This window comes from Desulfuromonadaceae bacterium, from assembly GCA_019429445.1.
Taxonomy (GTDB): domain Bacteria; phylum Desulfobacterota; class Desulfuromonadia; order Desulfuromonadales; family JAHYIW01; genus JAHYIW01.
Window position 1 is genome coordinate 20,824 of record JAHYIW010000020.1, and the last position, 12,918, is coordinate 33,741.

At 57.8% G+C, this 12,918-nt stretch carries 13 protein-coding genes; all 13 read right to left on the reverse strand.

From position 1 onward, the window contains the following. Positions 1 to 113: 113 nt before the first annotated feature. From K0A93_09390 to K0A93_09450, 13 genes are read right to left on the reverse strand one after another with little or no spacing between them, the layout of a single operon-like run. The gene (locus K0A93_09390) at positions 114 to 1,106 is read right to left on the reverse strand and encodes a DUF3187 family protein (protein MBW6512304.1); all 993 of its coding nucleotides are present in this window, start codon (positions 1,104 to 1,106) and stop codon (positions 114 to 116) included. After that, positions 1,106 to 1,987: a type II secretion system protein GspN gene (gene gspN, locus K0A93_09395; protein ID MBW6512305.1), complete on the reverse strand. Its 882-nt coding sequence runs from the start codon at positions 1,985 to 1,987 to the stop codon at positions 1,106 to 1,108. Before gspN ends, K0A93_09390 begins: the two co-directional genes overlap by 1 nt. Next, complete coding sequence (locus K0A93_09400) at positions 1,984 to 2,520, reverse strand: type II secretion system protein M (protein ID MBW6512306.1); 537 nt, start codon at positions 2,518 to 2,520, stop codon at positions 1,984 to 1,986. Before K0A93_09400 ends, gspN begins: the two co-directional genes overlap by 4 nt. Beyond that, the gene (locus tag K0A93_09405; protein ID MBW6512307.1) at positions 2,517 to 3,896 is read right to left on the reverse strand and encodes a PilN domain-containing protein; all 1,380 of its coding nucleotides are present in this window, start codon (positions 3,894 to 3,896) and stop codon (positions 2,517 to 2,519) included. The genes K0A93_09400 and K0A93_09405 overlap by 4 nt, the downstream gene beginning before the upstream one ends. Before the next feature lie 10 nt (positions 3,897 to 3,906). After that, a complete protein-coding gene (gspK, locus tag K0A93_09410) occupies positions 3,907 to 4,848 on the reverse strand; it encodes a type II secretion system minor pseudopilin GspK (GenBank protein ID MBW6512308.1) in 942 nt (313 codons plus the stop codon). Then, positions 4,845 to 5,462, reverse strand: a complete 618-nt coding sequence (locus tag K0A93_09415; GenBank protein MBW6512309.1) for a prepilin-type N-terminal cleavage/methylation domain-containing protein — start codon at positions 5,460 to 5,462, stop codon at positions 4,845 to 4,847. The genes gspK and K0A93_09415 overlap by 4 nt, the downstream gene beginning before the upstream one ends. An 11-nt stretch (positions 5,463 to 5,473) precedes the next feature. Further along, positions 5,474 to 5,857 carry a prepilin-type N-terminal cleavage/methylation domain-containing protein gene (locus K0A93_09420; GenBank protein ID MBW6512310.1) on the reverse strand — a complete coding sequence of 128 codons (384 nt, stop codon included), beginning with the start codon at positions 5,855 to 5,857 and terminating at the stop codon, positions 5,474 to 5,476. After that, positions 5,847 to 6,356, reverse strand: a complete 510-nt coding sequence (locus K0A93_09425) for a prepilin-type N-terminal cleavage/methylation domain-containing protein (protein ID MBW6512311.1) — start codon at positions 6,354 to 6,356, stop codon at positions 5,847 to 5,849. The genes K0A93_09420 and K0A93_09425 overlap by 11 nt, the downstream gene beginning before the upstream one ends. Beyond that, entirely contained in the window at positions 6,325 to 6,756 is a 432-nt protein-coding gene (gspG, locus tag K0A93_09430; protein MBW6512312.1) for a type II secretion system major pseudopilin GspG, read from the reverse strand. The genes K0A93_09425 and gspG overlap by 32 nt, the downstream gene beginning before the upstream one ends. 37 nt (positions 6,757 to 6,793) lie before the next feature. Then, complete coding sequence (gene gspF, locus K0A93_09435) at positions 6,794 to 8,008, reverse strand: type II secretion system inner membrane protein GspF (protein ID MBW6512313.1); 1,215 nt, start codon at positions 8,006 to 8,008, stop codon at positions 6,794 to 6,796. Further along, a complete protein-coding gene (gspE, locus tag K0A93_09440; GenBank protein ID MBW6512314.1) occupies positions 8,008 to 9,702 on the reverse strand; it encodes a type II secretion system ATPase GspE in 1,695 nt (564 codons plus the stop codon). The genes gspF and gspE overlap by 1 nt, the downstream gene beginning before the upstream one ends. Then, a complete protein-coding gene (gene gspD / locus K0A93_09445; GenBank protein MBW6512315.1) occupies positions 9,699 to 11,684 on the reverse strand; it encodes a type II secretion system secretin GspD in 1,986 nt (661 codons plus the stop codon). The genes gspE and gspD overlap by 4 nt, the downstream gene beginning before the upstream one ends. A 12-nt stretch (positions 11,685 to 11,696) precedes the next feature. Then, a complete protein-coding gene (locus K0A93_09450) occupies positions 11,697 to 12,581 on the reverse strand; it encodes a hypothetical protein (GenBank protein MBW6512316.1) in 885 nt (294 codons plus the stop codon). Positions 12,582 to 12,918 lie beyond the last annotated feature (337 nt).

A 12,918-nucleotide genomic window follows, 5' to 3' on the forward strand; every position in this document is an offset into this window, starting at 1 on the left:
GCGCCTTGCTGACATGTCAAAGCCCTGCGCAATCCCTCGAAATCCTATGGGTTACAGGGTGCTAGCAACCGTCTCACAACTATTATCATATTGGCAGGAGATTACCAATCTGCTCAGAATGACCGGTGCAGGTTGAGTTGAAAAACAACGTCGGGCGATCCCCCCACAGCAAGATCTTCACTCAACGCGAGCTCAACGATCCATTTGCCCGCTGGCCGGAGGCTGAACCCACCGGTCAGGGTTAACGCTGGATCATCCAGCTCTTGCAGTCCGGTGCCCCGATAAAGGGCGCTGTGACCTTCAAGACAGAGCTGCGCCGCCAGCCAGGGGTAAGGCTGCCAGCCACTGTTCAGCCGCGCGCAAAGGACCGTGCGCCGTTGGCGGGACGGCAGTACTTTACCGTGCCCCAGCCAGCTCGCGCCAAAACTGGCGCTCAGGCTGAATCGCCCGGATGAGGTGTCAAAACAGGCCAGCCGTTCCAGCCACAGGCTCAGGTCGGTGGCACCGCTGCCAAGGAGCCGGTCCGGGTCACCGGTCGGCAACTTCAGCAACAGATGGTAGCGAAATGTTCCGCCGGATGGCGGTTTCCAGCTTGCTTCCAGTTGCAGGTCACCGATTCCGCGGGCGCTTTTATCAAGCAAGACCTGGTTGTGTCCATCCTCGCTATAGCGATAAAGAATGCGGTTGCGCGGTGCGGTATCTCGCCCCCCTTGTGGTAACCCGAAGGTTTTGTGCCAGTCGATGATAAAACTGTCGAGAAACCCGCCGCTGTGAACGATGAAAGGGAGGGTCGAAGCAACCGTGATATGTTGGCTGTAACTGTAAGTAAAGCGCATTTCAGTGCGCCAGCTTTCGCCATCGAGCAGCAGGGCATGATTGGCAGTCTGAACGTCAAGATGATTGCTGGCCAGGCTGTTGTCAAGAGTGAAGCGCCACTGCCCCGGTTCTCCCGCTACGTCGTTCGGGCGGGTCGGGAGTCCATAAATGGACGCAAGGGGGGCGCGGTTACCGCTGGCAAGCGGAGTCAACAGGTCAGCGGCGGCAAGGGTCGGGGTGCCGCCGATAAGGAAAAGAATGCTCAGAAGGATGTGGGGTATTGTCGACACTAATGCAGCCGCGGTGAGGCGACGGTTCCGGTCAGGCGCAGGCGGTAGTCACCGTTACGATTTGCTTTGCCGAGAAGTGGCAGCAATGCCGCAAGCTCGGGGGAGAGCTGATCTGTCGGGTGGAGGGTCAGATTGCCGTTGAGGCGGCTCGCAGCTGGCGGAGACAGCGGGGTCACAGTCATCACTCCGTCGGCGGTAATGGCACCCCCGGCAAGTTGCAGCTGTTCCACGCGGTAGTTGTTCTCGGTCCCTTTGATGCCGATGCTCAAACGCCCCAGCACGAGAGGATCATTTTTACCGGTAAGTTGTTCCAGTCCGGTCAGGATCAGGTCGTCAATGGTCAGTTCCGCCCGGGTTGCGCTGTCAGGAGTCAAGGTAAGAAGCATGTCAAGCAGGCTGCCCGTGAGGGTGCCACCAAGGGTCAGGGGGGCGATTCCGGGGAGCGGCACGGTTACTGGCAGGGCTGCGATTTCGGCGTGCAGGCGTCGGCTTGAGTCGATCTGCCCTGCAATTGTGCCGCCGCCGGAGGTGAGGGTAAAGTTCAGCCCTGGCCGGGCGCTCAACAGGGTGGTCCAGATTGGACTCAGTTGCAGGGTGTCGATGGTGAAGGGCAACGCGCTTCCGGTAACCGTCAAGTGGTGAATCTGAAGATATCCTGGAAAAGACAGGATGACACTTTCCGTTTTCACCGGCGCGCCGAGCTGTACGCTCAGCTCCTGCTCAAAACGCTGCTGGAGCGCCCGGTCCGGGAAGAACAGAAAAAATCCACAAAGGACGGCAAGCAACAAGATCAGCAGCGCCAGCAGGTGATTACCGAAGCGACCGATGAATGTTTTGCGGCCGTTTTTGCGCCGCGTGAATTGGGGCCAGCTGGGTTTCATGGCGTCTTTCCGTAAGCCGCGACAGTCAACACTCCGTCGAGCAGGGTTGCGTCATCGAAGCGCGATTTCAGGCGCAGATTCTTGACCTGCAAGGGTGCGTCGGCGGTTTCAATGCGATAAAGGAGCGTAGTAAACTGATCAAAACGCAGCTTTTCCAGTTTAATGGCGACCGTTTCTTCCTTGACCCCGTTGAGCTCAACCGGCGGTTGCGGTCGCATATAGACCAGATTTTCCCGACCGGCGATCCGGTCGACCAGTTTCTCAACAAACGAGAAGAGCGAAAAATCACGATTTTGTGCGAGTTTTTTTTCAACTTCCGTAAGCTTTTGGCGCAGCGTTGTGTACTCGGTGGCCAGTTCCGTGATGCGCAGTGTCTGCATCTCCCGCGCCGCAATTTTGCGGTCCAGGGTGGCGATCGAACTGCGGTATGGTTCGATGATCATGAGGTAGATCAGGGTCAGAGCGACAACTGTGCCGAGGATAATCAACGCCATGCGGTCGCGCTGGCTGAGTTGTCTGAGGTGATTGATCATTGTACACCCCCTTGCGCCGTAAGCAGGAGGAGACGAAAATCGACCTGACGGCCATCGGCGCTCATCTTTGCGTCGTCGATTCGAGCTGTGCTGAATAACGGCGATTGGCCCAGCCCGGCAGCAAAGCGGTTGATTGCGTCAAAGGAGGAGGTGCGTCCTTCAAGGCGGGTGGTGCCAGGTTCGAACTCCAGCGCGCGCAGGGTAATTGCCAGCTCATTGGGGGTGCGCGCGGAAATTTCACGCAGCGTTTTTAAAACGGAGGCATCATCCCGATCGATTGCCAGCAGGGGATGGTTGCGTAGTTCATCAATTTTGGCGGAGAGTTGCAGCGGCACATCGATAACTGTCTGCGCACCGGGAAAGAGGGCGAAATATGCGCTGACCATGTTGTTGTGCAGTTGTTCGGCACGCGCCGCGCGGCGCTCGTGGTTAATCCAGGCTGAAACAGAGAAACAGAGAAGAGCCAGCAGCGCCAGTGCGCCGAGTCCGAGCAGGCGGCGTTTGAAACTTTGCCACTCGCCACGCAGGGCAAAGTTTCCCCGGCGAAAGTTAAATCCGGTCGCACTCTTTTCGCGCCAGGCACGCACGGCCAGGGTGACGGTGGCCAGGAACTCCGGTTCAATGGTTGTTCCCGGCAGCGGGTCAGCCAGACAGACCTTCGGCCAGTGGCGGGCGAGCGGCGTGATTAATCTGTCCCCCTGCGTCCCAAGCAGCACCAGGGGCCACTCGTCGGCAGCGCCAAGCAGACGACATTCACCGATGATGTGCTGCGCCAGAGCGTCTGCGGCGAGTTGATTGGTGATTTTGCGGGTGCGCTGTGCGCTTACCCGTCCGTCACTGATTGCCGCGACGGTGAATTCTGTCGCGCGGATATCAACCAGCACTGACGCCTCTTTGAGGCGTAGTCCGGCGGCATAGGCAAAGGGAGACAGATCAAGGATATGGAGCGGCAACCCCGCATCGTCAAATGGAGCGAGCGCCGCACTCAAAGCCTCGGCGGCAACGGCGGCGGCGGTGACCTGATGACCGCCAGCACTGCGTGTGGCGGGGAGTGCAATCACTTCGTACGCACCGAGATCAATCGGCAATTGTGTGCTGAATTCAAAGGGGAGAGCGGCGGTGATTTTTTTTGCGTCGGCGAAGGGGAAGTCAAGGGTGCGGATCAACGCCTGTGACGCAGGCAGACAGGCCGCAAGGCGGTCGCTGTAGGCGGGATCATCACCAAGGAGTTCCCGCAGTGCCGGGCCAAGCTGCTCGGTCGCAGTTAATTCCTGCTGTGCGGTTGCCGTGAGTCGCAAGCGCCCCTGGTCGAGCGTTAAGGCCGCGTAACTGAGTCGCGTGCCGTCCAGGTCGATGCCGATGTAGCGTTTAGCCATAAATCGCTTCCTACAGAATCTTCAGGTAATGCAGTTGGTTGCCAGTTTTTGTGACCAGGGCTTCAAGTCGCCGGGTGCCTTCATTGACATAAGCCGCGGTGCGAATCCGGTAATGTTCACTTTTCACTATCAGCGGTGCCGTCAACGCCGTTGCTTTGGTACTCAGGGCCGGATAAGCATCGTTCAATCCGGCGACGCCCTCAAGTTCCTTGATCGCCTTGATCGGCGTTGATGTGCGGTAGTCGATGATGGCCTCGGCAGCGGCCTGGTCGATCTCTTCCGCCAGCGCTTGAATCACCTCGGCACTGGCGGTGTTGATATTCGTGCCGGGACCGCCGAAGGCACTCAGGTGTGGTTCCAGCCTGGCAACCCGCTGCGCATCAAAGCCCTTCACCATGACCAGTTCATTGAACGTGTCGAGCGCCCCGTTCTTGGCGCGATAGGGCGGTTCAAGGCGCAGATAATAGTTTGACTCGGCATCGCCGTCATCATCCGGATCCAGCCAGTCGCGCAAATTATTGACCAGTTCCAGTGCCTCGTCCGCGGAAATTTCGAGCACGCGCTGAAACAGCCGCTGCAGCCGCTGCTTGAGTTCCACGTCGATATTGTTATTCGTCATCATCAAGCGGTTGCAGGCAATGCGGCCATCCAGATCGTCAATTTTGATGGTGATCGCCGCATTGTCATCGACCGGGTACTCGTCCAGCCCCTGCCCCCACATTTCACTGCGGGCATCAAAGTTGTTGCGGTCTTCCTGCAGTAACATGCGACCGACATTGATCCCCCCCTTGGCCAGATAGTAGGCCTGGGTGCTGTCGCGATGGGTTTCCGCCAGGCGCAGGTCGACCAGTGTCGAAGCGGAAAAGTCGATCACCAGGGCAGTCAGCAGCGCCACGATCAGCAGCACCAGCAGCAGAACCATGCCGCGTTCGTTGTGCACCACTCCGGTCACGGCGACCTCCGCGTGGCCGGCAGTTCGCACGCCGTGCGAAAGACGGTCTCGGCAGCGGCGCTGCCAAGGGTCAAGGTGACCTCGACCAGTTGGGGCAGCGCGCGTTTTTCAGCAGGCCATTCGGTGTCCCAGCGGCCCCGATCATAATAGCGCAATTCAAATTTACGGAGCGTGTCGGTCAACCGATGCTCACGGGCAAATTCCTCATGTTCCGAAAAAAGTTGCCGTTCGCCGCGCAGCAGTGTCAATCCTGTCTCTGCCTCCGGCACCGCGCCCTCCAGCCGATAACGGACGATCGCCAGCCCGGCCCGGGTGTCACCGTAGGGGGTGTCAGTTGTGGTGGTGAAGGTCAGGGTGGGGCGCCCCTCTTCATTCCCGGCAGCGAACAGCGTCTGGCGATTGTTGCTCAGGTAAGCGCCGCGTAACTCGCGACCGATCCGGTCGAGCAGAACGCGGGCCAGATGGTGCTCTCCCGCCTCGCGTTCAAGGCGCTCCTGCGTCCCGCTGACGCTGCTGAAAACGCCAAACACGGTGGTCAACAGCAGACTGATAATAACGATGGCAACCAGAATCTCAATCAGCGTGAAGCCGCGCATGTCGGTTCTTTTCATCATCCCCGCCATCATCAACGAAACAGAAACGAGGTCATGGCAACCGTCTCGTTGCGCTCCGGCTCGCCCCAGCTGACCGTGACCGTAACCATGCGCACCGCCGGTAACGGCGTGTCGGCGGTGGTTATTTCCCACCTGTAGCTGGAAAATGGTTCGTCGAAATACCCCTGATCGGCATTTTCCGCAAGGTCAGCGGCATGTTGGACCCCGGCTTCAATCTCGGCAATTTTTTGCTGTGCCAACAGTGTCCCGTGGGTCATGTGCTGGATCCGCCCGTTGACGGCAAGCGAGCGGTTGGCCAGACCCAGTAACGTGACCAGCGCAATGGCGATGACCGCCAGCGCGATCATTACTTCCAGCAGGGTGAATCCCTGTTCTGCCTGACATCTAGAATTCACGATATTCCGTATAGATCTCGGTGGTTCCGGTAAAAGGCATCAGCCGCAGCGTCATCACCTCCCCGGCTGCGTCAGTCAGATGCAGCACGGTTTCCTGCATCCAGCCGACCGGGTAAATGCGGGTAATGACCTCGCCGCCCCCGGTTCCGCTGCCCGGTTGCTGAATGTCGCGAAAGCGCACGCCAGCAGCCAGCTCCATTTTGTTACGCTTGCCGGTTGCAACGAGCTCGCCGTTGTTCTCGCGCAGCAGCGCCCGGTAGCTGCCGTTACCGGGATCAAAGACCAGGCGGTGCTCTTTGCCGGTCAGTGCGGCCTCGTTGAAGAGGTGGCGGGTAACTCCGGCCAGTTGCCGCGCTGAGCGTTTCAGACCACTTTCGCCGAAGTTGCCCAGCAGTGGTAGCGCAACCAGGGCAAAAAGTCCCAACAGGGCAATGACAATCGTCAGCTCAATCAGCGTAAAACCGCGATTATTCGATTTCCCAGCTGTTGATGTCGGCATTTTTCCCTTCACCGCCCTGCTCCCCGTCGGCACCGTAGGAGATCACGTCAAAATCCCCATGCAGGCCGGGGGAGAGAAAGATATAGTCATTGTCCCACGGATCCTTGGGAACCTTGCGAAGATACCCCCCCTCGCGATATTTTTTTGGGATTTTTCCGGTCGTTGGCTTGGTCACCAGGGCGCGCAAACCCTGGTCGGTGGTCGGGTAAAACCCGTTATCCAGCTTGTAGAGGCCGAGTGTTTCTTCAATACTTCTGATCTGGACGCTGGCCTTGGTGCGCCGCGCCTCGTCGGGACGGTCAAGCAGCCGGGGCACGACGATTCCGGCAAGGATGCCGAGAATCACCACCACGACCATGATTTCGATCAGGGTAAAGCCTGCCTGGGAGCGTAAAGTAATGCGTTTCACGTATCGTTCTCCTTATCTTTAAGTGTCATCAACCGATGCCCTGACTGGCCTGAAAGATTGGCAGCAGAATGGCCATAACGATAAACCCGACCGCGACCCCCATAACCAGAATCATCAGTGGCTCCAACAGTGACAGCATCCCGCTGATCCGGGTTTCAACCTGATGATCGAAGGTTGAAGCAACCTTTTCCAGCATTTCTTCAAGGTTGCCGCTGCGCTCACCGACCGCGATCATCTGGCAAACCATGGCCGGGAAAATGCCGTTGCGGCTGAGCGGTTCGGCCAGACTCTTTCCTTCCCGGACTGCAACCGAGGTTTCCGTCAAGGCATTCTGCAACACCCGGTTGGCGAGCAGTTTGCCGCTGATATCGAGCGCCTGCAACAGCGGCAATCCGCCGCGCAACAGGGCGGCGAGGGTGCGGGTCAGACGCGCCGCGGCGATCTGCAACTGCAAGGGCCCGATCAACGGCAACTGCAACTGCAACTGATCGATGCGCAGTCGTCCGGCGGTGGTCTGCCGGTAGCGGTTCAACAACCACAGACCACCCCCGACAAGGATCGGCAACAACCACCAGTAGGCGGCAAACAGATCACTCAAGGTGATCAGTAGTTGGGTCGGCCAGGGGAGCGTTTGTTCCATATCTTCAAGCATCCGGGTGACCTTGGGAACCACGAAAGCAACCAGAAAGAAGAGCACGCCACTGCCGATAATCCCCATCAGTAGCGGATAGGCGAGGGCGGCGCGGAGACGACTTGACAACCGCGCCTGTTCTTCGAGCAGATCGGCCAGTTGCAGCAGGGTGCGGTCGAGGGACCCGCTGCTTTCACCGACGGCAACCATGTTGCAAAAGAGTTCGGAAAAAACCCGTGGATGACGCGCCATCGCGTGATGCGGTGCGTCACCGCCGAGGACATCTTCCCGGACCTGGCTGAAGGTGCGGACCAGTGCCGGGTGTTCTGCCTGGCCACCGGCTGCCGCCAACGCCTCATCGAGGGGTAACCCGGCGTTCAGCAAGGTGGCGAGTTGCCGCGTGATCATGCTTAATTCTTCAATACCGACGCGTCGCCAAAAGGAGAGAGTGCTGCCGGCGTTTTCCGTCGCGCTATGTTCTTCACGCAGTGCCGTCGCAAAGATACCCCGCTCCTGAAGCTGCCGCGTCGCTGCGCGCTGTCCGCTGGCTTCAAGTTTGCCACTGATTTTTTTTCCGCCCCGATCAAGGCCGACATAGTCGAATTGCGGCATCAGCCTTCCTCCTGCGTCACCCGCAAGATTTCCTCAACGGTGGTTTCACCACTCAGAATCTTGTCGATCCCCGCCTCGCGCAGACTGATCATCCCCCCCCTGATCGCGGCATGACGGATCGACGAGGCGTCCTGGTTACGCAACAGCAGGTCGCGAATCGGGTCGGAGACGGTCAACAGCTCATAAATTCCATTCCGTCCCCGGTAGCCGATGCCCATGCATTTTTCGCATCCCGCACCACGATAGAAGAGGGTGTCGCGATGTGCGGCAGGGTCAAGACCGATCCGCCGCAACAGCTCCTCGCCGGGTTGATAGGCTTCGCGGCAGTGCGGACAGATGCAGCGCACCAGACGTTGGGCGAGAATGCCGACGATTGATGATGATGCCAGAAACGGTTCCACCCCCATTTCAACCAGCCGGGTCAGCGCCCCGGCGGCGTCGTTGGTGTGCAGGGTCGAAAAGACCATGTGTCCGGTCAGGGCCGATTGTACGGCAATTTCGGCGGTCTCGCCGTCACGAATTTCGCCGACCATGATGATGTCCGGGTCCTGGCGCAGAATCGACCGCAAGCCGTTGGCAAACGTCAGGTCAATCTTTGCATTGACCTGGATCTGGCCGACCCCGGCGAGTTGATACTCGATCGGGTCTTCGACGGTGATGATGTTTTTCTCACGGTCATTGAGACGGCTCAGGGCGGCATAAAGAGTGGTTGTTTTGCCCGAGCCGGTCGGCCCGGTGACCAGGAAAATACCGTGACTCTTGCCAATCATCGCCTCGGTGGCGGTAAGCATTGCGGGGCCCATGCCGAGATCTTTCAGCGTCAGTACGCCGGCACTTTTGTCAAGCAGGCGCAGCACAATCCGTTCGCCGAAAGCGGTCGGCAGGGTTGAAACGCGCACGTCAACGTCTTTCCCCGCGATGCGCACCCGGAAACGTCCATCTTGCGGCAAGCGCTTCTCCGCGATGTTGAGTCCGGACATGATCTTGATCCGCGAAATTAACCCGGCACGCGCCTGAAAGGGGGGGCGGAGCACTTCGTAAAGAATGCCATCGACCCGATAGCGCACCACCAGTTCGGTTTCAAACGGTTCGATGTGAATATCGCTGGCGCGTTCTTTATAGGCCTGGGTGATCAGGCTGTTGACAAAACGGATAATTGGTGCTTCATCGGCCGTATCGAGCAGATCCTTCGGTTCCAGCGAATGGGCGAGATCGATATTGGTCTCGCCGATTTCGTCAGCCACGGCACTGGCTTGTCCGGAATGACGTTCGTAAATACGGTTGATGGCATCACTGATCGTTTCGGGGGTGGCGACCAGCGGCACAACGTCGAGGCCGGTCAAGGTGGCCAGATCGTTGGTCGCACGAGCGTCGAGGGGATCGGTGAGCGCCAGCCGGATGACTTCGCCGTGGCGCGCCAACGGTACGATGCGCAGTTCACGGACGAAGCCGATCGGCAGCAGGTCGAGGAGTTCCGGGGCGTAATCTTCCACCGCGATTGCGGGGAGGAACTCAAGATTAAACTGGGTGGCCAGAGTTTGTGCCTGCACGGTGGTATCGATGACCCCCTGGTCGCGCAGAATCTCGCCGAGGCGACGTTTATCCTCTGGCTGAAGAGCCAGCGCCGCGTCGATTGCTGCCGCGGCAACGCCATGATCGTTGCGCAGTATGTCCCCGAAACGTTGCCAGCTCATTGGTCGCTACGTGGCTCCGGAGGGGCCGTGTTGATGGTCTGCGTCGGACTCAGGGCGTTGTTCTGGAAATCGTCCATCGCTTTTTTGCTGGAGTTGGTGACTGCGTTCATGTCGGTGCTGTTTTTGATAATTTTGGGGGTGATAAAGACCAGCAGATTGGTCTTGCTTTCGGTGGTGGTTTTTCTTTTGAACAACCACCCCAACAAGGGGATATCACCCAGCAGTGGCACCTTGATTTCGCCCTCGACAATATTGTTTTTTATCAGTCCGCCGAGAACCACCGTTTGACCATTCTGGGCGATGACGGTGTTGCGTACCATGCGCTTGGTATAGGTCGGACCGACATTCTCATTGGTGCTGCTGACATCACTTATTTCCTGATAAACATTGAGACGAACCTGATCCCCCTCGGTGATCTGGGGCGTGAAGCGCAAGGTCAGACCCACATCTTTACGTTCAATGGAAACGCTTTGGGTCAATTGATTGTTGACGTTCGTGGTGCCGTTTGAAAGACGTTCAGTGATGACCGGGACGTTTTCCCCGACAATAATCTCCGCCTCCTCGTTATCGGTTGCCAGCAACCGTGGAGCGGAAACAACATTGACATCGCTCCCGTCCTCGGACAGACCAATCAGTGCCGAGAGTGCGGGAACACTCACCTTGCCCCCCTGGCCGTCGGAAATGTTGATCAGATTAAACATGCCGCCGAGCAAGACGCCGTTGACTGCGTTGGTCAACAGGCTGGTCGGGTTGGTGATCAGATTCGGATCGCCTTCCTTTCTGTTCAGTGCAGCACCGACAACATATTCGCCATTTTTGTCCAGCGCGTAGGCCCCCTGCAAACTCAGGCCCAGATCTGTCGTCGCCCCCATCGACAGTTCCAGAATCAGCGCCTCAACAAAGACCTGCTTGCGCTTGACATCGAGTTTGGCAACGATCCCTTGCAACGTTTCGTAGTCCTCCGGGGTCGCGTTGATGATCAGCGAGTTGGTCGGTTTGTCGGCAGTGATGGTCACCGGCTGGGTTGTCGGTGTGGCCGGTTGCCCCGGTTTAACGGCGCGCCCGGCGGGTGCCTGCCCGACGATCCCGGTAAGGATTTCGTTGAGGGTTTTCGCCAACGTTTCGGCATCGGCGTTTTCAAGATAATAGACCTTGATATTCGAACGCGTTTGTTCCGGTACCTGATCAAGCTGCGCAATCAGATTTTTAATGGTCAGCAGATCATCGCTGGTGGCAAGAATAATCAACGCATTGGTGCGTTCATAAGGGATGATGCGACTGGTTTCCTTCCCCCCTGCGGTCTGCACATTTCTGGCCGCCCGCCCCCTTTTCGGTGTCGCCGACATCTGGGTGATCACCTGGGTACAGATTTGCGCGACATCGGTGGCCGAAGCGTGCTTCAGGGTCACCACTTCAAGCGCCTCGGTGGCACTTGAGATATCGAGCTCCGCGATGATTTTCATCAGCCGCTCAATGTTGGACGCGGTATCGGTGATGATCAGCATGTTCGATGGGGCGTAAGCGACAATGTTGCCGGTTTTGGGAATCAACGGGGTCAGGACGGTACTTGCCATCAACCCGGCATCGATATTCTGCAGTGGAATCAGGCGCGTGACATATTGTTCGCCATGTTTTTTATTTTCCATCGTCGGCAGGGTGTTTTCGCGCGCCGACGACGCTGGAACGATCTTGTTGACGGTACCGGACGGAACGACAGTGAACCCCTTGACGTTGAGGACCGTTAAAAACACCTGGTAGGCCTCGTTAACACTCATCGGCTGAGGCGAAATGATCGTCACCTTGCCGCGCACCTTGTCGTCGTAAATGAAGTTGCGCCCGGTCATCTCGCTGATGACCTGAATCAATTTGGTCAGCTCGACATCCTGAAAGTCGAGGTTCACCTTGTCCGCGGCAAAAGCTGCGGTGCAGATGCTGCCGCAGAACAGCAGCACTAAAAGTTGAATCGCTAATTGTCGGATCACCGGCAATGCCTCCTAGTCGATAGCATATTCAAAAGTTTGAGGAGTCCCCTGACGGATCAGGTTGATCGTGATCGTGTTGGCCTCGCGCAATTGCTGGAAAATCTGCAACGCTTTTTCCGGTCCGTCGAGGGCCATGCCATTGACACTTTTGAGCAGATCCCCCTTCTCGATACCGAGCAGTGCCAGTAACGAACGCGGGCGGATCATCTTGACGACAAAACCGTCGGTCTTGCCGTCGACAATCAGCGGTTCCATGCGCGCCTGCTTGAGGAGCTCATTGAGATTGCCGCGGGCCTGTTGTGCTTCGTCGCGGGGGATCACCCAGCGATTGTCACCGACCTGTTTGATGACCGTGCCTGCGTCGGGCGAGGCGGACGCCAGATCGTCAGCAACGAGGTTTTCTGCATCTTTGTACAGGTACAGAACAGTTTGTGTGCCGTCAGCGTAGCTGATGACCACGCGGTGGCGCTCGACTGTGTCGAGCGTGCCGTTTCCAGGGAGCGTCATGCCCCGGCGGTAAAGTTCTTCATCTTTTCCGGAGCGGATCACCGCCAACGAATGTTCACCGGCAACGACCACGCCGACCAGCAGCAGATCGCTGCGACGACTGGTCGTTTGGGCCGTGTCGCTCCGCGTCGGGGCCAGCTCTGCAGCAGGCGCACCGCCGACGGCGGCCTGAAAAAGATTGCGTTGCAGAATAATATCGAAACTGCTCAGCTCGGGCTGCGGCATGACCTCTGCCGGTGCGGGCACACTGGTCGGCACCGTTGTGGTCGCCGGTGCAATCAAGCCACCAACGATAGTCGCCGTCAGTGAGCCAAGCGCCAGGCCAAGGGTGGCAACCAGCAGGAAGTAGATTTCCCGAAAGTATTTTTGAATGGAAGAATAGATCATCATTCGACAATGTGATAGTTGATAGCGTCTAAAAGTAATTGTTTAATTTAGGGGCAATACTGCAAAATAGCAAGGAATTTCAAGTTTTATTGTATGTTGCGGGGGACGCTGCGCAGGGTGTTGCGGCAGCAAAGCAATGATCCCGTCGGAAAATCAAACCTCCCTTTATGCTCTCTCAAAAAAGAATTCGATGGCTAGGCAAAAATTTCGTCCTCCAGGGCTTGGTGGTTTTTCAGGGGCGAAGGCCTGCATCAGGCAGGTCGAGGTTCTGAAAAAACAGCGTAACGCAGCAGAAAGGACTTTTTTGCGACGCCATCTTCCTTTGTATTTTCCCCAAGCT

Bases quoted from the DNA above. Each gene is read 5' to 3' on its own strand.
- K0A93_09425 (MBW6512311.1), bottom strand. From the start codon at position 6,356: ATGCCGACATCAACAGCTGGGAAATCGAATAATCGCGGTTTTACGCTG.
- K0A93_09400 (MBW6512306.1), bottom strand. From the start codon at position 2,520: ATGATCAATCACCTCAGACAACTCAGCCAGCGCGACCGCATGGCGTTG.
- gspN (MBW6512305.1), bottom strand. From the start codon at position 1,987: ATGAAACCCAGCTGGCCCCAATTCACGCGGCGCAAAAACGGCCGCAAA.
- gspF (MBW6512313.1), bottom strand. From the start codon at position 8,008: ATGCCGCAATTCGACTATGTCGGCCTTGATCGGGGCGGAAAAAAAATC.
- K0A93_09450 (MBW6512316.1), bottom strand. From the start codon at position 12,581: ATGATGATCTATTCTTCCATTCAAAAATACTTTCGGGAAATCTACTTC.
- gspE (MBW6512314.1), bottom strand. From the start codon at position 9,702: ATGAGCTGGCAACGTTTCGGGGACATACTGCGCAACGATCATGGCGTT.
- K0A93_09415 (MBW6512309.1), bottom strand. From the start codon at position 5,462: ATGATGAAAAGAACCGACATGCGCGGCTTCACGCTGATTGAGATTCTG.
- K0A93_09405 (MBW6512307.1), bottom strand. From the start codon at position 3,896: ATGGCTAAACGCTACATCGGCATCGACCTGGACGGCACGCGACTCAGT.